Annotated in this window: 19 protein-coding genes; 8 read left to right on the forward strand and 11 right to left on the reverse strand. The window is 66.8% G+C overall.

Going from position 1 to position 20,071, the window contains the following annotated elements:
- The first annotated feature begins 62 nt into the window (after window positions 1-62).
- Window positions 63-1,163: a glycosyltransferase family 4 protein gene (locus tag VUN84_10210; GenBank protein XAS62713.1), complete on the forward strand. Its 1,101-nt coding sequence runs from the start codon at window positions 63-65 to the stop codon at window positions 1,161-1,163.
- Window positions 1,160-2,035 carry a class I SAM-dependent methyltransferase gene (locus VUN84_10215; protein ID XAS62714.1) on the forward strand — a complete coding sequence of 292 codons (876 nt, stop codon included), beginning with the start codon at window positions 1,160-1,162 and terminating at the stop codon, window positions 2,033-2,035. Before VUN84_10210 ends, VUN84_10215 begins: the two co-directional genes overlap by 4 nt.
- On the opposite strand, the gene VUN84_10220 is transcribed toward VUN84_10215, so the two are convergent.
- Together VUN84_10220 and VUN84_10225 are read right to left on the reverse strand one after the other, a co-directional pair.
- Window positions 2,019-2,855 carry an alpha/beta hydrolase gene (locus VUN84_10220; protein ID XAS62715.1) on the reverse strand — a complete coding sequence of 279 codons (837 nt, stop codon included), beginning with the start codon at window positions 2,853-2,855 and terminating at the stop codon, window positions 2,019-2,021. The genes VUN84_10215 and VUN84_10220 overlap by 17 nt on opposite strands.
- A gap of 29 nt (window positions 2,856-2,884) precedes the next feature.
- Complete coding sequence (locus VUN84_10225) at window positions 2,885-4,207, reverse strand: CapA family protein (protein XAS62716.1); 1,323 nt, start codon at window positions 4,205-4,207, stop codon at window positions 2,885-2,887.
- An 82-nt stretch (window positions 4,208-4,289) separates the two neighbouring features.
- Between VUN84_10225 and VUN84_10230 the strand changes: the two genes are divergently transcribed.
- The gene (locus tag VUN84_10230; GenBank protein ID XAS62717.1) at window positions 4,290-6,302 is read left to right on the forward strand and encodes a M3 family metallopeptidase; all 2,013 of its coding nucleotides are present in this window, start codon (window positions 4,290-4,292) and stop codon (window positions 6,300-6,302) included.
- 169 nt (window positions 6,303-6,471) lie between these two features.
- Here VUN84_10230 and pdxS read toward each other — a convergent pair whose 3' ends face one another.
- From pdxS to VUN84_10260, 6 genes are all read right to left on the reverse strand, one after another.
- Entirely contained in the window at window positions 6,472-7,398 is a 927-nt protein-coding gene (gene pdxS, locus VUN84_10235; GenBank protein XAS62718.1) for a pyridoxal 5'-phosphate synthase lyase subunit PdxS, read from the reverse strand.
- 171 nt (window positions 7,399-7,569) lie between these two features.
- A complete protein-coding gene (locus VUN84_10240; GenBank protein XAS62719.1) occupies window positions 7,570-8,208 on the reverse strand; it encodes a CDP-alcohol phosphatidyltransferase family protein in 639 nt (212 codons plus the stop codon).
- The gene (locus tag VUN84_10245; protein XAS62720.1) at window positions 8,198-8,836 is read right to left on the reverse strand and encodes an HIT domain-containing protein; all 639 of its coding nucleotides are present in this window, start codon (window positions 8,834-8,836) and stop codon (window positions 8,198-8,200) included. The genes VUN84_10240 and VUN84_10245 overlap by 11 nt, the downstream gene beginning before the upstream one ends.
- A 20-nt stretch (window positions 8,837-8,856) precedes the next feature.
- Window positions 8,857-10,863 (reverse strand): threonine--tRNA ligase, encoded by a 2,007-nt coding sequence (gene thrS / locus VUN84_10250; protein XAS62721.1) that lies wholly within the window; start codon window positions 10,861-10,863, stop codon window positions 8,857-8,859.
- Window positions 10,864-10,970: 107 nt separating this feature from the next.
- A complete protein-coding gene (gene dnaE / locus VUN84_10255; protein ID XAS62722.1) occupies window positions 10,971-14,471 on the reverse strand; it encodes a DNA polymerase III subunit alpha in 3,501 nt (1,166 codons plus the stop codon).
- Window positions 14,468-14,800, reverse strand: a complete 333-nt coding sequence (locus VUN84_10260) for a DUF6504 family protein (GenBank protein ID XAS62723.1) — start codon at window positions 14,798-14,800, stop codon at window positions 14,468-14,470. Before VUN84_10260 ends, dnaE begins: the two co-directional genes overlap by 4 nt.
- Before the next feature lie 154 nt (window positions 14,801-14,954).
- Here VUN84_10260 and VUN84_10265 point away from each other — a divergent pair, with 154 nt between their 5' ends.
- On the forward strand, window positions 14,955-15,341 hold the full coding sequence (locus VUN84_10265; GenBank protein XAS62724.1) for a hypothetical protein: 387 nt from the start codon (window positions 14,955-14,957) through the stop codon (window positions 15,339-15,341).
- On the opposite strand, the gene VUN84_10270 is transcribed toward VUN84_10265, so the two are convergent.
- Together VUN84_10270 and VUN84_10275 are read right to left on the reverse strand one after the other, a co-directional pair.
- Window positions 15,338-15,658, reverse strand: a complete 321-nt coding sequence (locus VUN84_10270) for a chorismate mutase (GenBank protein ID XAS62725.1) — start codon at window positions 15,656-15,658, stop codon at window positions 15,338-15,340. The genes VUN84_10265 and VUN84_10270 overlap by 4 nt on opposite strands.
- Before the next feature lie 115 nt (window positions 15,659-15,773).
- Window positions 15,774-16,520: an SOS response-associated peptidase gene (locus VUN84_10275; GenBank protein XAS62726.1), complete on the reverse strand. Its 747-nt coding sequence runs from the start codon at window positions 16,518-16,520 to the stop codon at window positions 15,774-15,776.
- Window positions 16,521-16,655: 135 nt separating this feature from the next.
- Between VUN84_10275 and VUN84_10280 the strand changes: the two genes are divergently transcribed.
- The 3 genes from VUN84_10280 to VUN84_10290 all read left to right on the forward strand — a co-directional run bounded on the left by VUN84_10280 (window position 16,656) and on the right by VUN84_10290 (window position 18,796).
- Window positions 16,656-16,913, forward strand: a complete 258-nt coding sequence (locus VUN84_10280) for a mycoredoxin (protein ID XAS62727.1) — start codon at window positions 16,656-16,658, stop codon at window positions 16,911-16,913.
- A gap of 153 nt (window positions 16,914-17,066) precedes the next feature.
- Complete coding sequence (locus VUN84_10285) at window positions 17,067-18,152, forward strand: S-(hydroxymethyl)mycothiol dehydrogenase (protein XAS62728.1); 1,086 nt, start codon at window positions 17,067-17,069, stop codon at window positions 18,150-18,152.
- The gene (locus tag VUN84_10290) at window positions 18,149-18,796 is read left to right on the forward strand and encodes an MBL fold metallo-hydrolase (protein XAS62729.1); all 648 of its coding nucleotides are present in this window, start codon (window positions 18,149-18,151) and stop codon (window positions 18,794-18,796) included. The genes VUN84_10285 and VUN84_10290 overlap by 4 nt, the downstream gene beginning before the upstream one ends.
- A gap of 90 nt (window positions 18,797-18,886) precedes the next feature.
- On the opposite strand, the gene VUN84_10295 is transcribed toward VUN84_10290, so the two are convergent.
- Entirely contained in the window at window positions 18,887-19,636 is a 750-nt protein-coding gene (locus VUN84_10295; protein XAS65820.1) for a lipoate--protein ligase family protein, read from the reverse strand.
- Between the two features lie 16 nt (window positions 19,637-19,652).
- On the opposite strand from VUN84_10295, the gene VUN84_10300 reads away from it, so the two are divergent.
- Window positions 19,653-20,036 carry a DUF2177 family protein gene (locus VUN84_10300; protein ID XAS62730.1) on the forward strand — a complete coding sequence of 128 codons (384 nt, stop codon included), beginning with the start codon at window positions 19,653-19,655 and terminating at the stop codon, window positions 20,034-20,036.
- Window positions 20,037-20,071: the final 35 nt, after the last annotated feature.

Consider the following 20,071-nt stretch of genomic DNA (forward strand, 5'->3'; position numbering starts at 1 on the left):
GGGTCACGCGCGCCGCGCCCCGCGGTCTGTCCCATAACCGTCGCTCGAAATTGGAGTCCGCCATGGTTGCCGATCCAGATCCCGAACTGGTTTTCGCCATCCCGGGCGAGATCTCAGCGCCCACCGGCGGCTACGCCTACGATCGCAGCCTCCTGGCGCACCTGCCTGGCGCCGGCATCCGGGTGCAGCACCTTCAGCTCCCGGGCTCGTGGCCGACTCCCACGGCAGCTGACGTTGAACACACCAGGGGCCTCCTCGGGTCGCTCCACCACCGGGCCACCGTCCTGGTGGACGGTCTGGCGTTCGGCGCGTTCCCGGATTCGCTGCTGGAGACGTTGGGACAGGGGACCGGCCAGCGGATCGTGGCCCTGGTCCACCACCCGCTGGCACTGGAATCCGGGCTCCAGGAAGACGAGCGCCGGTTGCTTGAGACAACCGAGCGCCACGCCCTGGCATGCGCAGCGCACGTGATTGCCACCAGCGCGGTGACAGCCCGGACACTGACCCGCGACTACGGCGTCCCGGCCGGAAAGATCACGGTCGCCTGTCCCGGGACACTGCCGGCGCGCCGCGCTGAAGGTTCCGGCCGCACGCGCGGGGCGGAACTGCTCTGCGTCGGATCAGTCTCTCCGCGCAAGGCCTATGGCGTCCTTGCCGTGGCACTTTCCCAGCTGACGGAGCTGGACTGGCACCTCACCATCGCCGGTGAGACGCACCGGGACCCGGTCGAGCACACCCGCGTGGCTGCCCTCCTCGAGGCCCACGGCCTTGCCGGGCGGGTCACTTTTGCCGGCGTCCTGACGGCAGCTGAGCTCGACGCCGCCTACCAGTCCAGCGACCTCTTCCTCATGCCCTCCCTCTATGAGGGCTACGGCATGGCATTGGCCGAGGCCATGTCCCACGGCCTGCCGATCATCTGCACCACCGGCGGGGCCGCTGCCGAGACGGTGCCGGACGAAGCGGCCGTCAAGGTCCCGCCCGGTGACCCGCTAGCCCTCGGCACCGCCGTCCGTCAGCTTTTGACCCGTCCGCAGCACCTCGCCAGCCTTGGGGAGCGCTCCTGGGCGGCAGGGCAGACCCTTCCGCCCTGGTCTGACACTGCCGGCCGCGTCGCTGACGTCGTGCGGGCTGTGGCCCGGTCGCTCCCGGAGCGCGCGGCATGAGCGGCTTCAGCCCGGAGTGGCTGGACCTGCGCGAACCGGCCGACCACCGGGCCCGGGATGCGTCTTTGGCACAGCAGATGGCTGCCCACTTCGCGGCACACGCGCATGTCAGCGTGGTGGATCTGGGCTGCGGTTCCGGGTCCAACCTGCGGGGCACCGCGCAGTACCTGCCGGACCGCCAGTCCTGGCGGCTGGTGGACTACGACGCACAGCTGTTGACCTGGGCCCGGGAACGCCTGGTCGAGTGGGCTGATGAGAGCCGGACCGAGGGCGCCCTCCTCCGGCTGCGCAAGGAGAACAAGCGCATCGACGTCAGCTTCGCCGAGGCTGACCTCACGCGCGAGCTGGCGCAAGTGTTGATCCCGGCGCCTGATCTGGTCACGGCCGCCGCACTGTTCGACCTGGTTTCGGAACCGTGGCTGGAGCTGTTCACGGCCGCCCTCGGCGCGGCCGGGCTGCCGCTCTACACCGTCCTGAGCTACGACGGCCGGCAGGAATGGCAGCCACCCCACCAGCAGGACGGGCGTGTGCTGCGCGCGTTCAACGGCCACCAGCAGTGGGACAAAGGATTCGGTTCTGCTACCGGCCCGCGGGCCGCGGCTGTGCTGTCCGGGCTGCTCGAGGCGCGCGGCTACGCCGTGCACACCGCCGGCTCGCCCTGGCTGCTCGGACCGGATGATCCGGATCTCCGGCACGAACTCGCCACCGGCATCGCCGCAGCCGCTGTGGAGACACAGGAGCTGACACCGGAGGAAGCCGCCGACTGGCTGGCCGTCCGCCGGGAGCCGGGCCACGCCACGATCGGCCACACCGACATTTTCGCCACGCCCTGGCTGTCCCCGGCCACGGCGCCGTTCAGCCAGGACCGATGAACGCGAGGATGTCCCGGGTGATGCGGCTGCTTGAGGCTGCCCGGATGTGGCCCTTGCCCTCGTACCAGATGAGGGTGCAGTCCGGAATGAGCCCGGCTGTTTCCCGGGCAATTTCGCGGGGAAAGAACTGGTCCGACCCGCCGCAGATCAGCAGCACTGGCCGCCGGATCAACGGCAGGACCTCCCGGGAATCGAAGGACACTTCGCCCTGGACCTCGGTGAGGACGTCCTGGGAGGGATAGTCCCGTCCGCTGAGGAGCCGGCGGCTGATGACCGGTCCCATCAGGCGCCGGAGCCACAGCATGCCCCGGCCCGGCAGCAGGTATTCGGCGAGGACAATTCCCGCACGGCCCGTTTCTCCCGTGGCCAGGGCCTGCGCCATCCGCGAATCCACGTCCTTGCCCCAGTCGCTCAACTCCGCAGCGGCCACCACCATGGCCAGGTGGCCGAACGAGTCGGGGTGCCGCGCCGCCAGGTACTGGGCGATCATTCCGCCGAATGATTCCGCCACGACAATGTCCACGCGCCCGCCGAACTCCCGGGCGATAAGCCCTGCGTAATCGTCCGCCATGTCCGCGACAGTGTGCTCCGGTGGCATGCCCCGGCGCCGGGTGACAATCCAGACCGTGTATCCGGCCGAACAAAGAGGCTCAAACTGCCGGCGGATGGCCCGGCGCAGGATCCCCTGCGGCACGGTGCTGCCCGGCCCGCCCTGGATGAAGAGGAGGGTCTTCATCCCGCTGCCCAGGCTCAGATAGTCCATCCCGTTGGAGAAGGTTCCGTTCCGGGTTCCCTTGCCCGCCTCCGCTGTTCTGCCCACGAAAGCCTCCTGTTCCGTTCCGCCGGGTCCTAGGGTTCCTTGCTGATGAGCAGTTCGTGGGCACCGGCAGCCGCTGCACCCATCGATTCGACGACGGTCTGGGTCCGCCGGTGGGTGGCCGCGTCCGCCGCAGCACCATTGCAGGCTCCTTGCGGGGCGTCGGAGGCGGCAGAGCACCAGCGGTAAGGTCCACGGACCATCACCGACGGCGCCCACGCCAGATCGGAGGCGGCCCAGGTGCCGGCGGCGTCCTGGCTGAACTGGACCCGGACCAGCAGCCCTTCGTTGTTCACCACGTAGTTCGGTGACAGTTCGGTGATGGCGTTGCCCAGGCCATACGCAATCCACGTTCCCTTGTACTGCTCGATGGGGAGAACTGAGTGGGTGTGGTGGCCATAGATCAAGGTAAACTCGCCGCTGTCCGCCAGGGCATGGGCGACAGTACGCTGTTCGGCGTTGGGCACACTTGAATACTCCTCACCGGCGTGCAGGGCGCCCAGCACAATGTCGGCGCCCAGGTCGCGGGCTTTCTTCGCTTTGGCGATCATCACCTCGGGGTCGAGCATGTCCACCTGCCAGGCGGCCTCGGGGACTTGACCATTCAGGCCGTACGTCGCATCGATCACGGCGATCGTGGCTGCTGCGGTCCGCAGGATCAGGATGCCCTGCGAGTCGGCCTCGCTCCGGTAGGAGCCGGTGTGCTGCAGCCCGGCCGCGTCGAGGGCATCCAGCGTGCGGACCAGACCGGCGGTGCCACGGTCCACGGTGTGATTGCTCGCGGTGGTGCAGGCCTGGTACCCCACCTGCTGGGCCGCCGGAATGATCTGCGGCGGAACGCTGAACGAGGGATACGCAGAGAAGGGTCCGGTGGGGCCTGCCACGGGTGTTTCCAGGTGGCAGAGGGCGAGGTCGGCCTTGTCGATGTACGGGCGCTGGCCCTCAAGGATCGGCCCGAAATCCAGGCCCTTGGCGCCGTTCGCCAGGGCGTCGGCGCGGGCCTGTTCCCAGAGTTGGGCGTTGACCAGCATGTCGCCGGTGACCAGCACCGAGGTGCAACGGACGGCCGTGCAGGCTGGCCCCTTACCCGGGGTCGGCGTACCCGCCGACGGCGTACCCGGGGACGGCGTGCCCGACGGGGACGCAGCCGGATCGCTTCCCGGCGCGCTTTCCGGTGGCGGGTCCGCGGTCGCCGCCGCTGTTGAACCGGGGCTGCTTCCACCGGCTGCCGGGGAGCTTGCCGCGCTGCCGTCCGACTGGACACCGATGCCGCAGGAGGCCACAAAAGCCATGAGGGACAGGGCTGCGGCTGCGGTGAGCAGCCGGCCGCGTCGCCGGGGTGTGATGGTCCGCATGGCGCCCATCCTACGGGGGCAACGGCTCGAACACGCCTGGTAAACCGTTGAGACTCCTCCCATTACATGAAAGAGTTATTTCATGACCAATCCCCTGATGAGTCCCAGTCCCCTGCCGTTCGGCCTGCCGCCGTTCGCGGACATCACCGACGATCACTATGCCGAAGCCGTGGAAGCGGGCCTCGCGGGTCAGCTCGCGGAAATCCAAGCCATCGTGGACACCGCTGAACCTGCGACGTTTGAGAACACGGCCTTGGCCATGGAGCGGTCCGGGCAGCTTCTGCAACGCGCCGCGGCGTCGTTCTTCACTCTCGTGTCAGCCGATGCCACCGACGCGATCCGCGACCTCGAGACCACGCTGTCGCCGCGCTTCTCGGCCCACCAGGACGCCGTGTACCTCAACCGGGGTCTGTTCGAGCGGTTCTCAGCCATCAACGTGGACCAGCTCGATGCCGAATCGGCGCGCCTCGTCAACGAGTACCTCAAGGAGTTCCGCCAATCCGGCATACAGCTCGACGCCGCAGGCCAGGACCGGCTGAGGGCCGTCAACGCCGAGCTGTCCCGCCTCGGTACGGACTTCGGCCAGCGGGTGAAGGAAGCCATGAAGTCCGCCGCGCTGCTCCTGGACGACGCAGCCGAGCTGGCGGGACTCCCTGCCGACGACGTCGCCAGCGCCGCGGAAGCGGCCCGCGTCGCCGGGCACGAGGGCAAGTATCTGCTGACCCTGATCCAGCCCAGCAACCAGCCCGCCCTTGCCGCCCTGGACAACCGGGAGGTCCGCCGACGGCTTTACGAGGCCTCCATCGGCCGCGGCAGCGGTGGCGGCGCCCTCGATGTCCGGGACCTGGTCCTGGAGACGGTGCGGCTCCGCGCCGAGAAGGCCTCCCTGCTGGGCTTCACCAACTACGCCGAACTCGTGGTGGACCAGCAGACCGCCCCGGACTTCGCGGCCGTGCAGACCATGATGAACCGGCTCGCTCCGGCTGCGGTCCGCAACGCCGATGCCGAGGCGGAGGCCCTGGCCGGGATCGCCGGGCATCCGCTCGAAGCCTGGGACTGGGCTTACTACTCCGCGAAGGTCAAGTGCGAACGCTACGCCGTGGACGAGCAGGCACTGCGCCCGTACTTTGAGCTGGACCGGGTTCTCAAGGACGGCGTGTTTTTCGCCGCCAACGCGCTGTACGGCGTCACCTTTTCCGAACGCAGCGACCTCGCCGGCTACCACCCCGATGTCCGCGTCTGGGAGGTCCGCAATGCGGACGGCACCGAACTCGGGCTGTTCCTGGGCGATTACTACACCCGCGAGTCCAAGCGCGGCGGGGCCTGGATGAACTCCCTTGTGGAACAGTCCGGCCTGCTTAATACCCGTCCGGTGGTGATCAACAACCTGAACATCTCCAAACCGCCCGCCGGCGACCCCACGTTGTTGACCCTCGATGAGCTCCGCACCACCTTCCACGAGTTTGGCCACGCCCTCCACGGGTTGTTCTCCTCCGTCACGTACCCGCGGTTCGCCGGAACGTCAGTGCCGCGGGACTTCGTGGAATACCCCTCGCAGGTCAACGAAATGTGGATCATGTGGCCGGAAGTCCTGGCCAACTACGCCCGGCACCACGCCACCGGCGAGGCATTGCCGCAGGCGGTGGTGGACAAACTTGACGCCGCGCAGCTGTGGGGCGAAGGGTTCGGGACCACCGAGTACCTGGGCGCGGCCCTGCTGGACCTTGCCTGGCACGTGCTGGACGGCTCCGGGGTCCCCGGGGATGTCCTTGAATTCGAGGCGAAGGCGCTGGCCGCCGCCGGGGTGGCCCACCACCTCATCCCGCCGCGCTACCGCACCGGTTACTTCCAGCACATCTTTGCCGGTTCCGGTTACGCCGCGGGCTACTACTCCTACATCTGGAGCGAAGTACTCGACGCCGAGACGGTGGAGTGGTTCAAGGAGAACGGCGGACTCACCCGGGCCAACGGCGAGTTCTTCCGCGCCGAACTGCTCTCCCGGGGCAACAGCCGCGACCCCCTGGATTCCTTCCGCGCGTTCCGCGGCCGCAACGCCGAGCTGGAACCGCTCCTCAAACGCCGCGGCCTTAACTGACTAAAAAGCGAACGACGACGGCGGGTCACCTCAGAAAGGTAACCCGCCGTCGTCGGGATTAATACTCAGGCGACAATCACGCCCGACTCTCTCGGCTTAATAAGAGAGACTGCAGAGGCTCCATGGACGAGGCGCCTTGGCGCCGAATCTGTGGAGAAGCAGTCGAACGTTACCAGCCGCGCTCGGCGAGGCGGTGCGGCTGCGGGATTTCGTCCACGTTGATGCCGACCATGGCCTCCCCCAGGCCGCGGGAGGCCTTGGCGATCTCTTCCGGATCATCGAAGAAGGTGGTGGCCTTCACGACGGCGGCCGCCCGCTGGGCCGGGTTACCGGACTTGAAGATACCGGAGCCGACGAAGACGCCGTCGGCGCCGAGCTGCATCATCATCGCGGCGTCGGCCGGGGTGGCGATGCCGCCGGCGGTGAACAGCACCACCGGGAGCTTGCCGGTGGCGGCAACTTCCTTGACCAGTTCGTACGGGGCCTGCAGTTCCTTGGCGGCGACGTAGAGTTCGTCCTCTGCCATTCCCGCCAGCCTTTTGATCTCGGAGCGGATCTGGCGCATGTGGGTGGTGGCGTTGGAGACATCGCCCGTGCCGGCCTCACCCTTGGAGCGGATCATTGCCGCGCCCTCGTTGATGCGGCGCAGGGCCTCACCGAGGTTGGTGGCCCCGCAGACGAAGGGAATCGTGAAGTTCCACTTGTCGATGTGGTTGGCGTAGTCGGCCGGGGTCAGGACCTCGGACTCGTCAATGTAGTCCACCCCGAGGGTCTGGATGACCTGCGCTTCGACAAAGTGCCCGATCCGGACCTTGGCCATGACCGGGATGGACACGGCGGCGATGATCGCCTCGATCATGTCCGGATCGGACATGCGGGACACGCCGCCCTGGGCGCGGATGTCGGCGGGGACGCGTTCGAGCGCCATGACTGCCACGGCACCGGCGTCCTCGGCGATGAGGGCCTGCTCGACGTTGACGACGTCCATGATGACGCCGCCCTTGAGCATCTCCGCCATGCCGCGTTTGACGCGGTTGCTGCCCGTAACGCTCTTCGCGGACGCGCCGGCTTCGCTGCTTACCTCAGGTGTAGACACAAAAACCCCTATGGGTAGATAGATGACCTCGCCGGGGCGCGGACGGCACACACAGGCCGCTTCGCACGCACCGGATTACCGGATCCATTGGCCGGTAGTGCTAATACTAGTCCCCCGATGTGCCCGGCAGAATTCCGGTTACACCCGTGCGGCCTGCCGCAAACTGCGCGTTCAGGCGGCCTGTTCCGTGGCGGAGCCTTCGGGCTCCTCGAGGGACTGGCGGTGCACCGCGATGATCCGCTGGATGACCGTCACGAGGCTCGCGGCGGCCAGGAGGCACAGCGTCACCAGCAGCACCACGGAGGGCAGGCCCAGACCGGTGAAGCCGGTGACCACCAGGACCGATACCAGCCGTTCGGCGCGCTCGGCGATGCCCACATTGGCGGAGAATCCCAGGGCCTCGGCTTTGGCGCGGGCGTAGGAGACCACCATGCCCAGCACCAGGCAGACGATGGCGGCGATCGCGATGGGAGTATTCGCTCCCCCGGTGAAGAACCAGACAGCGACGCCGGCGAACAGCGCGCCGTCGGCGACCCGGTCCAGGGTGGAGTCCAGGAAGTTTCCCCAGCGCCCGCCGGTCTTCTGCATCCGCGCCATGATGCCGTCGAGGACGTCGGAGAAGATGAACGCGGTGATGAAGAGGGTGCCCCACCACAACTGGCCCAGAGGGTAGAACACCAGGGCGCCGACCACGACGCCGAGCGTTCCGACGATGGTTACGGCGTCCGGGGAGACCCCGATCCGAAGCAGCCACCGCGCCAGCGGCGAGAACAGCGCGGTGAAGAATCCACGTGCGTGCCTATTCAGCATCCGTCTCCCCGGCGGTCGCCTGCCCCGCGTCGTTGGCCTGCCCCGCGTCGTTGGCCTGCGGCCAGGCTTCCGCCACCTGCTGACGTACCTCGCCCAGCGTCTGGGTGATTGCCTTGGTCTGGGCGATGATCGGGAAGAAGTTCCCGTCGCCACCCCAGCGGGGCACCACGTGCTGGTGCAGGTGCCCCGCAATCCCGGCGCCGCCGGTCACCCCCTGGTTCATGCCAAGGTTGAAACCGGTGGGGTTGGCGACCTTGCGCAGCACGCGCATGGCTGTCTGGGTGAGCTCGGCGAACTCCGCTGTCTCGTCCACTGTCAGGTCGGTGTAGTCAGGAATGTGCCGGTAGGGGCAGACCAGCAGGTGTCCCGGGTTGTACGGAAAGAGATTGAGCACCACGTAGCTGGTCCGCCCGCGGTAGACGATCAACGAATCGTCATCCCCGCGGTCCGGTGCCACGCAGAACGGGCAGTCCCCGGCGTCGAACTGGTTTTGCCCGCCCTTGATGTACGCCATGCGGTGCGGAGTCCACAGCCGCTGAAAGGCGTCCGGCACCCCGGCCAGGCCAAAGTCGTCTCTCACGCCGTCGTCCCCCGGATACTCCGGAGCGGCTCCTGGGTTTTCTTGCATGCCCGGTACTGTCCTGTCCGCTAGCTGGTCCGGTTGCGGACGGCGTCGACGATCCTCTGGACAGCCTCGGCCACCGGCACGCCGTTGTCCTGGCTGCCGTCACGAAAGCGGAACGACACGGCGCCGGCTTCTGCGTCGTCGCCGCCGGCGATCAGCACGAACGGGATCTTGTCCTTACTGGCCGTGCGGATCTTCTTCGGGAATCGGTCCGAGGACATGTCCACCTCGGCCCGGATACCCGCGGCCTTGAGCTGGTCGACGACGTCGAACATGTACTCGTTGAACGCCTCGGCCACCGGGATGCCGACCACCTGCACGGGGGCCAGCCAGGCCGGGAAAGCCCCGGCGTAGTGCTCGGTCAAGACGCCCATGAACCGTTCGATGGAGCCAAACAGGGCACGGTGGATCATGACCGGGCGCTGGCGGGTCCCGTCGGCGGCCTGGAATTCGAGTTCAAAGCGTTCGGGCAGGTTGAAGTCCAGCTGAATGGTGGACATCTGCCAGGTCCGGCCGATCGCGTCACGGGCCTGCACCGAGATTTTCGGGCCGTAGAAGGCGGCTCCGCCCGGATCGGGAACCAGGTCCAGGCCGGATTCCGCGGCGACCTCGGCGAGGGTCTGGGTGGCTTCCGCCCAGATCTCGTCCGAGCCCACGGACTTTTCCGGGTCCTTGGTGGAGAGTTCGAGGTAGAAGTCGTTCAGGCCGTAGTCCTTGAGCAGCGCGAGGACGAAGGTGAGCGTCTTGGTGAGCTCGTCTTTCATCTGTTCGCGGGTGCAGTAGATGTGGGCGTCGTCCTGGGTCATGCCGCGCACCCGGGTGAGGCCGTGTACGACGCCGGACTTTTCGTACCGGTAGACCGAGCCGAACTCAAAGAGTCGCAGCGGCAGTTCGCGGTAGGACCGTCCGCGGGAGCGGAAGATCAGGTTGTGCATGGGGCAGTTCATCGGCTTCAGGTAGTAGTCCTGGCCGGGCTTGCGGATGGTGCCATCCTCGTTGAGTTCCGCGTCAATATGCATCGGGGGGAACATGCCGTCCCGGTACCAGTCCAGGTGGCCGGAGACCTCGTAGAGGTGGCCCTTGGTGATGTGCGGGGTGTAGACGAACTCGTAGCCGGCGTCGACGTGGCGCTGGCGGGAGTAGTCCTCCATTGCCTTGCGGATGATGCCGCCCTTGGGGTGGAACACCGGCAGGCCGGAACCCAGCTCGTCCGGGAAGGAGAAGAGGTCCAGCTCGGCGCCGAGTTTGCGGTGGTCGCGGCGTTCGGCCTCGGCGATGCGCTCCTGGTAGGCCTTGAGCGCATCCTTCGTGGGCCAGGCGGTGCCGTAGATGCGCTGCAGCTGCTTGTTCTTTTCGCTGCCGCGCCAGTAAGCGGCGGAGGAACGGGTGAGCGCGAAGGCGTTGGAGATCAGCTTGGTGTTGGGCAGGTGCGGACCCCGGCACAAATCGCACCACACAACGGTGCCCTCCTTGCGCTCCACGTTGTCGTAGATGCTCAGCTCGCCGGCGCCCACTTCAACGGATGAGCCGTCGGCGTCGGAACCGGCGCCTTTGAGTCCGATCAATTCCAGCTTGTAGGGCTCATCCTTCATCGCCTCGCGGGCCTCGTCCTCGGAGACGACCCGGCGGACGAACTTCTGGTTCTGGTTGATGATCTTCTGCATCATCTTTTCGAGCGCCTTCAAGTCTTCCGGCGTGAACGGCTCCTCGACATCGAAGTCGAAGTAGAAACCGTCGGTGATGTACGGGCCGATGCCGAGCTTGGCGTCGGGACGCAGTTGCTGCACGGCCTGGGCCATGACGTGCGCGGTGGAGTGGCGCAAAACGTTCAGCCCGTCCGGGGAGTCGATGGTCACGCCCTCGACGGTGGCGTCCTCGGGAAGCAGTTGGTCCAGGTCCTTGAGCTCTCCGTTGACGCGGGCCACGACGACGTCCCGGCGCTCAAAAAAGAGCTCCGCGCCGGTGGTCCCGGTAGCCACCTTGGTCTCTTCGCCATCGACGAGAAGGGTGATCTGCTGGGCATCTGACACGGGTGTCTCCTATTCAACGTTTTAGGCTTCGTAGCTTGTGGCGTACGGGGACCACAGCCAGCCTCGTCCATGCTATCGGTTTCTGAAGTGGCCAACCAACGCGCCGCTCAGCCACCAAATCCGGTAATGGCGAGGTTTCGCCTGATCCCGTCCAACGCTCCGGGCGGCTGGGGTTCCAGGTGCGCCGGAGTTCCGGAGGACGGGACCGGGAACGGCAGGGTTTCGGTGCGGCTCAGATCCCAGGCCATGGTGGCGCTGATGCTGATCCCCCGCGGGCCGGTCCGCCGGGTGGTGCCCCGGATCAGCAGCAACCGGGTGCTGAAGAGCAACGGACCGGCCTGTTCCTGGGCCTCATGGAAGAAGACCGAGTCAACACAGCCCGTGCCGTCGTCGATGCTGATGAACACCACACGGCGGCCTCCGCGCATAGGCGGCGTCTGGGTGGCCACCCTGACGCCTGCGACCAGCACTTCGGTGCCGTTGCGCAATTTCAACAACTTGTCCGCGGTGGTGACGCCGAGCCGGTCCAGCAAAGGCTTGTGACTGGCCATGAGGTGGTCGCTGACATCCACGGCCATCAAGTCCAGCTCTGCGCGGACAGTATCGACCAGCGTGGGTGCAGGCAGCCCGCCCTTGAGATTCTTGAGCTCCACGTCCCCCAGCGGCAGCGACAACTGCCCCTCGATCACCTCGATGCCCTTGCGCTGCGGGCGGCTCTGCAGGTGTTGGAGGTGATGGACCAGGTCGGCACGGTTGGCGGTTCCACCGGAGGCCCGGTGCAGGGAATCGAAGGCACCGAGCTGCGCCAGCCGCTGGATACTGGGTTTGCTCAGCCGGGACCTGGCCCGCAGGTCTGCGAGCGAGTCAAAGGGCTGTCCCGCCACAATCCGTGTCAGCTCCGCAGCGGAGAGCCCGTAGATGCCGTTCAGGCTTAACCGGATCCCCAGTTTTCCGCGGTCCGGGCCGGTGTCCACCCGTTCCACCCGGTATTCGCCATGGCTGCGGTTGATGTCCAGGGGCAGGATGGGGATGCCGAGCCGCCGGGCCTCAGCCACCAGGAGCCGTTTGGGATACATCCCGGGGTCGTGTTCCCACAGGCCGGCGAGGAAAGCCTCCGGATGGTGGGTCTTGAGCCACGCCGACTGGTAAGTGGGCACGGCAAAGGCGGCGCCGTGGGCTTTGCAGAATCCGAAGCTGCCGAAGGCCTTCAGCGTTCCCCAGACTTTATCCACCACTGCCGGGCTGTATCCCCGGGACCTGGCTTCCTTCCGGAAAAACTCCTCCACCTGGCCTTCGAGCTTGTCGTTGCCGAGGGCCCGGCGGAATTCATCGGCCCGCGCCAGCCCGCAATGGGTCATCACGTGGAAGGTCTTGAGGATCTGCTCATGGAAGACCGTGACACCGTGCGTCTCCTCCAGCACGGGTTTGAGGTCCGGGTGCGGGTAGACCTCGGGGGCAAAGCCGTGCCGGTGTTCCAGGAAGGGCCGGACCATGTCTGACTTCATCGGGCCGGGCCGGAACAGCGAGATATCGATGATGAGGTCGTTGAATTCCCGGGGCGCCAGTTTGCCAATCAGCTCCCGCTGCCCGGGGGATTCGATCTGGAAGCAGCCCAGGGTGTGGGTGCTCCGGATCAGCTCATATGTGGGTTCGTCGTCGAGGGGCACGGCGTTGAGGTCGATCTGCCCGTCCTCGCCGATGTAGTCAGGTCCCGTGCCGTCCGGTCCTGCCGGGTGGGCTCCGGCAGCCACCACCCGGGCTTTGGAGGGATGCAGGCGGATCACCTCACGGACCGCGAAGGCCATGGCGCTTTGCATCCGGACACCCAGGACATCGAGTTTGAGCATGCCCATCGGGTCCATGTCGTGTTTGTCGAACTGGCTCATCGGCAGGCCCACGCCGCTGGGTTGGACGGGCGTGCGGTCCAGCAAGGTGGCATCCCCCAGGATCACTCCGCAGGGGTGCATCGAGATATGGCGCGGCAGCCGGTCCAGGCGTTCGGTGAGGTCCACCAGCAGATCCAGCTGCTGGTTTTCGGCGAAGTCCCGCTGCTCCACCCGGCCGGCGAATTCCTTCAGTTCGGGCTTCTCCTCGAGTGCTTCACGGAAGTTCCGGGCCGAGAAACGCCACAGCTGTTTGGCGATATCCCCGATCTCGCCTTCCTCCATGCCCAGGGCCAGGCCGGCGTCGCGCACGGCACCGCGAGCGCGGTAGCCGTTCTGCATGCTCATGAGCGAGACGCGCTCGGAGCCGAAGCGCTCAAAGATCTTCCGGTACACGTTGTGCCGTTCGGCGCTTTCGACGTCGATGTCGATGTCCGGCAGCGTGGCACGGTCACGGGAGAGGAACCGTTCAAAAATGAGGTCGTGCTGCAGCGGGTTCACCTGGCTGACGTCGATCAGGTAATTGACCAGGCTCGAGGCCCCCGACCCCCGGGCCGCGGCGCGGACCCCCATGTCCTGGATCATCCGGGAGACTTCGGCCACGGTCAGGAAGTAGGCAGCGAAGCCCAGGCTGTCGATGATCCGCAGTTCGTGGTCCAGCCGCCCGCGCAGTTCCTCGGCAGGTTTGCCGGTGATCCCCGGGAACCGCCTGCTGATGCCGGCGTCGCAGCGCTGGGTGAGTTCGGCGAGGGGATCCCCGGTGATGCCGATGACGGAGGCTTCCGGGACCACCGGCTGTTTCCATCCCATGTCCGCTGCCGGGTCCATTCGGCAGCGGTCCGCGAGCGCCGCGGTTTGCGCCATGAGGTGTTTGAGATCCGCGGCGCCGTAACCGGCGGCGTGCATGACCTCCTTGCCCAGCTGGAGCATTAGCGCCGAGGATTTAAGCCAGCCCTGCCCGTTCGGCTGGAGCAGCGGGGCGGCGTTAAGTTCGGGGAGCGATTTCAGGGTGCGGGCGGAGTCCAGGACGTCAGCGGTTGCTGCCCCGTCCTCGGCGACATACCGCACGGCGTTGCTCAGAACAGCGGGAACATTGTGTTCGGCGGCGAGTTTAAGCATCCGTACCGCATGGGCGGTGCTGAGCGGCTCCCCCGGCGGGCTGAGCTGGCTGACCACCTCCGCGGAAATCGTTCCCGGCGGCATGGCATCGAGCCAGCGTTTGAAAAGGGTGCGGGGGCGCAGGTAGCGCCTGCCGCCCATGGAGCGTCCGACGTCGGAGTCGGGGCCGATCAGCACCGTCAGCACCGGCTGCAGGGTTTCCGGGTGCAGGGTGCGGGAAGCCAGTTCGGCGCGTGTCACGGCCACGGGCACGGCTCCCCCGGCTTTACCCGTGGTGCGGGCATGGGCGTCGGAAATCAGCCGGCACAGTGCCCGGTAGCCGGCGCCGTTGTTGTGCCCATGGGCCAGCACCACGACGCGGCCGCCCACCTGGGTGCGGTGGTCGCCGTCGTCGTCAAAGACTGCCAGGTCCACCCCGACAATCGGGGCCAGTCCCGCTGCCATGCAGGCCTTCAGGTGCTTGATGGTTCCGTAGAGACCGTCCCGGTCCGTGCAGGCGAGCGCTGTCGCCCCGTCCGCCGCGGCGGCGGCTGCCAGCTCCTCGGGCCACGACACTCCGTAGTGGGCGCTGAAGGCGGTGGAAACATGAAGATGGGTGAAGCTCACGCCGATTCGGGCTTCCGGAAGGAAAGCAGGGCATCATGGATCCGCACCAGGCGCCAGCGTCCGCTGCCCACATGCCGGGACAGGTCAAGGGTGAGGCTTTCCGTGTCCGTTGCAGCGGCAGGGCGTACCTGCACCCGCCAGATCTCATGGTCAACCAGTCCCGGCCCGCTCCCCAGCGGTGCGCGCTGTTCTTCCGCCCACCATTGGCGGCGCTCGTACCAGCGGACCGGTTCGGCGCAGACGGTGTAGTCCCTGCCGTTCCAGGCGAGCCGCAGGGGCTGGCCTGCGGGGGTGCAGGCAACGTCCACCGGCTCACTGAACATGCCCATCGCGCCTCCCGGACCACACCCTTGAAAAGCCGGCTGCATCTAAGTAAGCGGCAATATTCGAATATATATTCGAACAATGTCAGTCTACGACGGTGCCGCCGCAAAACCTAGATCAGGGGTGGACGGACGCAAGGCCAGGTAGCAGGATTGAGCCATGAGCTCCCACAACGCACTCTTGAAGCACGTAAGCATCGCCGCCGAGGACTCGTCCCTGGTGGCGACGTTCGATATCGAGGGGAACATCCCGGGCCAGGGCGCCTACGTGGTGGGGCTGGTGGCAGCAACCCCTGACCATTCCCACCAGCGACGCATGGGAATCGAGTTCATGAACGGGGAGGCGGTGTCCTTCTACTGCTTCAGCCACGACGGGACGGAGGAGAACTTTGACCTCACAGGCGTGGAGCACTCCGGAAACACCATTACCGGGCATTTTCCGCTCAGCACTGTCATGGGCCTGGCCAAGGGCCACCTCATGACCGCATTCAGCGACTGTGACGGCCGCGATTTCCAGGCAAACGTCCCGGTGAAGGAAGCTCTCTAGGAACTTGCTTTGTACACTTCCAATTCAAGGGTGATGAAGGCATCGATCATGGCCCGGTAGGTCTTCTCCACGAGGTCGACGTCGATGTCCTTCGTCTCCGCGGTGGAGCGGACATGCTCGATAACCCGCTCCACCCGGCCGGGGGCCCGAACCTCAGCACTGTCGGACTTGAGCGTTCCGGCGATCCTGATCAAGCGCTCGCGGCGGCCAATCAGGGACACAATCTGCTCGTCCACCTCGTCAACCGCCACACGCACGGCGGCGAGCTGCTCCCGGTCGGCCTTGGCAGCTTTATCGTCCTGGTCATTTGTGGGCATGTCCACGACAGTATCCAAAGACAGAGCTGCGAGTCGACTTATTTTCTTTGGATGTCTGCTGCAGCGTCGGGGCTTCTGCGGCGCGGTGCTTCGCAGGGACGAACGCAGTGCTCCGCTAGAAGAGGCTCCCTACCGGCCGGATCAGTTCCAGGGAATCATTTTTCACATTCCCGACGGCGGTGCCCACGGCGTCGATTCGCCAGCCCTCCGCGACGTCGTGGGCGCCGGCGCGGACCAGATCGACCAGACCGGCCGCGTCCTCGGCCTGGGGGTCCAGCCACGCCTGCAGGGTTTCCCGGTCCATCGGCAGCGGTACGCGGTCGTGCAGGGCGGTAAGCTCAGCCAGCATTCCGCCGGCGTAGCCCGCCGGCGGGGAGTCGGTGGTGATGATCGAGGTCGAGAGCAGCCAGCGCTCCGGGTCATCCCCGGTCCTGGAGGGGTCCTTCCACCATTCATAGAGCCCGGCGAAGGCAATCGGATGGCCGTCCTTCGGGTGCACATAGTAGGGCTGTTTGCCGCGGCCCTCGCCCTTCCATTCGTAGTACCCGTCAGCCGGAACGGCGCAGCGCCGGGCGCGGGTGGCTTTCCGGAACGCCGGCTTCTCCAGCAGGCTCTCGCTGCGCGCGTTGATCATTTTCGACCCGATCCTGGGGTCCTTGGCCCAGGAGGGCACGAGCCCCCAGCGCGCAACGTGCAGCTGCCGGACCGGTTCGCCGTCCACTAGGCGTTCGAGCAGAATCGGAACGTCCGCCGTCGGGGCTACGTTCCACGACGGCGGAAGGGCCACCTCGTCCGCAACTCCGGCGTCGAACTCGGCCAGCAGGTCTCCGACGGCCCGGGCCATCACGTAGCGTCCACACATGGGACCAGCATGCCACCGTGCGACGCCGCCCGGGAATAGTGGACTGAGGGTTAAGGTTACTGAGAGTGGCGCCCGACTTACGTCGGCTACGGGCGCTGCCACCCAGCGCCGTCAACCAGCTTTGAGGAGAACTTCGTGGACTTCACCCCCGAATCCGGCACCATCACCATGTTTTCGACCACGTGGTGCGGTTACTGCAACCGCCTGAAGAAGCAATTGGACGCCCAGGGCATCGGCTACACCGAGATCAACATCGAAGAAGTCGAAGGCACCGCGGACCTCGTGGAAAAGCTCAACGGAGGCAACCGCACCGTCCCCACCGTGCTGTTCCCGGACGGCACCGCCGCCACGAACCCCTCTGTGGCCGACGTCAAGAGCCGCCTGGCGGCCTAAAGGCCGTCCCTTCCACCCAGATAAACCGGTAACAACGACGGCGCGGCCTCCGAGGCCGCGCCGTCTGCCGTTGCGCCACACTCGTTGCGCGGCCAAAGCCTTGCGACAATGAGCTTGCGACTACACCCGCAGCACAAGCAGAGGAGCTATTCCATGGTCCATAAAGTCAAAGGCGTCATCGCCCGCTCCAAGGGCGCCCCCGTCACTCTGGAGACCATCCTGGTCCCGGATCCCGGACCGGGCGAGGCCCTCGTCGACATCCTGACCTGCGGCGTTTGCCACACTGACCTGCATTACAAGCAGGGCGCCATCAACGACGACTTCCCGTTCCTGCTCGGCCACGAGGCCACCGGCGTCGTGGCCGCCGTGGGTCCCGACGTCACTGAGGTTGCCCCCGGCGACCGGGTGGTGCTCAACTGGCGCGCCGTCTGCGGCGAATGCCGGGCCTGCCGCCGCGGCGAGCCGCAGTATTGCTTCAACACCCACAACGCCACCCAGAAGATGACCCTGGAAGACGGCACTGAGCTCACCGCTGCGCTGGGTATCGGCGCGTTCGCCGAAAAGACCCTCGTCGCCGCCGGGCAGTGCACCAAGGTTGACCCCGAAGCCGACCCGGCCGCCATCGGGCTGCTCGGCTGCGGCGTCATGGCAGGAATCGGCGCGGCAATCAACACCGGAAACGTCCAGCGCGGGGATACCGTTGCCGTCATCGGCTGCGGTGGTGTCGGCGTGGCCGCCGTTGCCGGTGCCGCGCTCGCCGGGGCCACCACCGTGATCGCCGTCGACATCGACCCCAAGAAGCTCGACCGTGCCAAAGAACTCGGCGCCACCCACACCGTGGATTCCTCCGGCATCGACCCCATCGAGGCGATCCGCGACCTGACCGGCGGTTTCGGCGCCGATGTGGTCATTGACGCCGTCGGACGTCCGGAGACCTACAAGCAGGCGTTCTACGCCCGCGACCTCGCCGGCACCGTGGTCCTCGTGGGCGTTCCCAGCCCCGAGATGACCCTGGAACTGCCGCTGCTGGACATCTTTGGCCGCGGCGGTTCGCTGAAGTCCTCCTGGTACGGCGACTGCCTGCCCTCACGCGACTTCCCCATGCTGATCGACCTGTACCAGCAGGGCAAGCTGAACCTGGATGCGTTCGTGACGGAACGGATCACCATCGACCAGATCGAGGAAGCGTTCGAGAAGATGCACTCCGGTTCGGTACTCCGCTCCGTGGTGGAACTGTGAGCGCCGGCCCTGCCGGCGGGCTCCGGATCGACCGACTGGTCACCTCGGGCACCTTCTCGCTCGACGGCGGCACGTGGGACGTCGAGAACAACGTCTGGATCGTCGGCGACGATGCGGAGTGCATCGTGATCGACCCGGCGCACGACGCCGCCGCCGTCGAGACCGCCGTCTCGGGCCGAAAGGTCACCGCGATCCTGCTGACCCACGGCCACGATGACCACATTGCCGCCGTCGGCGGGTTCCGCGGCCGCGTCAACGCCCCGGTGTACCTCAACCGGGCGGACTGGATGCTGTGGGAGGCCGTGTTCCCCGGAACCGAACCGGACCATGCAATCGGGGACGGAGACAGCTTCGACGTGGCCGGCGTGCGGCTCGTGGCTCTGCACACACCCGGCCATTCCCCCGGCTCCATGTGCTTCCTGCTGGAGAGCGAGGGCACCGTCTTTAGCGGCGACACCCTCTTCCAGGGCGGGCCGGGGGCCACCGGCAGGTCCTACAGCGACTTCCCCACCATCATCGGGTCCATCAAGGGCCGGCTGCTGACTCTGCCGGCGGACACCGTGGTGCGGACCGGGCACGGGGATCCGACGACGGTAGGCGCCGAGGCGCCGCACCTCGAGGAATGGATCACCCGGGGCCACTAGGCCTCTGGACGCAGCAGGGGCCGTGTTGAGCGACGACAACGGCCCCTGCTGCCAGGCCCGTTGCGTGCCGCGGTGAAGCGCGGGACGGGATCAGCGCAGCAGTGCGCTGAACTCTCCCTCGTCCAGGGCCGCGTAACGGGCGTACGAATCGACCACGGCGGCCTCGATGGCGTCGACATCCAGATGCGGAACGAGGTCATTGACGGCGCCCGCTGTGGCCGGATCCCAGTCCAGTCCGAGGGCTGAGTAACTGGCCTCCAGCACCGCACGGATCGGGGCGGAGTTCTCCACCACGATGACTGAGCTGAACAGCCAGCCGCCGGCCACCACCCGCTGGGCAGTGCCGATGAGTTTGAGCTGGTGCTGCGGGAACTGCGGATCCTGTCCGTGGACGCTGAATTCGCCCGGGCAGTACTCGCCGGGGATCTCCCCCACCGCGGCGTCGACGCCGGCGCTCCGCAGCGCGGAGGCCAGCAGTTCCCCGAAGAACGAAAAGCGCCCCTTGGCCCCGGCGATCGCATCTGCCGCCGGCTCCAAATGATCAATCACCAGCGTCCCCTGATGGTAGGCAGCGGCGCGTCCCCCGGCTTTCCGGATCAGCGGCTCGAAGCCCAGCTCACGGCAGGCCTGCGCCGCGGCGTCGAAGCCGGGCAGGTGCGTATCCCGCTGCCCGAACGCCACGGTGGGCGCCGGCCGGTACAGGCGGAGCATGGGGCCCGCCGCGCCGGTCTTGACCCGGCCCAGCAGCTCCAGGGCGAGGTCCAGGTCGGCGGCTGCGCCAAGGGAGTGTTCCTGCCGGAAAATCGTCAGCGCCCGCGCTGCACCTGAGGCCTCCGGCATCTTGTTATGCTCCCTTATGCTCATTTTGCAGTTCCTCGTCGTAGCCGCCGCGTTCGCCCTCATCGATTCCGTCTGGCTCAAGTCGATGAGCAAGTTCTACCGGGGCCATCTGGGGCACCTCATGGCGGACAAACCCCATCTAGGGTACGCCGTTGTCTTCTACGTCCTGTACATCGCAGGGATCGTTTTCTTCGCACTTCAGCCCGCGCTCGACGGCGGCAGTTGGCTCTCGGCGCTGGGTTACGGTGCCGCACTGGGAACCTTCGCCTACGCCACCTATGACCTCACCAACGCCGCGACCCTGAAGAACTGGCCGCTCGTCATCGTGGTGGCTGACATTGCCTGGGGCGCCGTCCTGACCGGTCTGGCGACGGTGGTTGGCTGGCTGTTCTTCCACTGAGGCTGTTCCTTGCCCAGGCAGCAGGCCCCGCCCCT

It is taken from the genome of Micrococcaceae bacterium Sec5.8 (assembly GCA_039636775.1).
Lineage (GTDB): Bacteria > Actinomycetota > Actinomycetes > Actinomycetales > Micrococcaceae > Arthrobacter.

Coding starts and splice junctions, on each gene's coding strand:
- VUN84_10210 (XAS62713.1), top strand. CDS start 63: ATGGTTGCCGATCCAGATCCCGAACTGGTTTTCGCCATCCCGGGCGAG.
- VUN84_10215 (XAS62714.1), top strand. CDS start 1,160: ATGAGCGGCTTCAGCCCGGAGTGGCTGGACCTGCGCGAACCGGCCGAC.
- VUN84_10225 (XAS62716.1), bottom strand. CDS start 4,207: ATGCGGACCATCACACCCCGGCGACGCGGCCGGCTGCTCACCGCAGCC.
- VUN84_10230 (XAS62717.1), top strand. CDS start 4,290: ATGACCAATCCCCTGATGAGTCCCAGTCCCCTGCCGTTCGGCCTGCCG.
- VUN84_10240 (XAS62719.1), bottom strand. CDS start 8,208: ATGCTGAATAGGCACGCACGTGGATTCTTCACCGCGCTGTTCTCGCCG.
- VUN84_10245 (XAS62720.1), bottom strand. CDS start 8,836: ATGCAAGAAAACCCAGGAGCCGCTCCGGAGTATCCGGGGGACGACGGC.
- VUN84_10260 (XAS62723.1), bottom strand. CDS start 14,800: ATGGGCATGTTCAGTGAGCCGGTGGACGTTGCCTGCACCCCCGCAGGC.
- VUN84_10265 (XAS62724.1), top strand. CDS start 14,955: ATGAGCTCCCACAACGCACTCTTGAAGCACGTAAGCATCGCCGCCGAG.
- VUN84_10270 (XAS62725.1), bottom strand. CDS start 15,658: ATGCCCACAAATGACCAGGACGATAAAGCTGCCAAGGCCGACCGGGAG.
- VUN84_10275 (XAS62726.1), bottom strand. CDS start 16,520: ATGTGTGGACGCTACGTGATGGCCCGGGCCGTCGGAGACCTGCTGGCC.
- VUN84_10285 (XAS62728.1), top strand. CDS start 17,067: ATGGTCCATAAAGTCAAAGGCGTCATCGCCCGCTCCAAGGGCGCCCCC.
- VUN84_10295 (XAS65820.1), bottom strand. CDS start 19,636: ATGCCGGAGGCCTCAGGTGCAGCGCGGGCGCTGACGATTTTCCGGCAG.
- VUN84_10300 (XAS62730.1), top strand. CDS start 19,653: ATGCTCATTTTGCAGTTCCTCGTCGTAGCCGCCGCGTTCGCCCTCATC.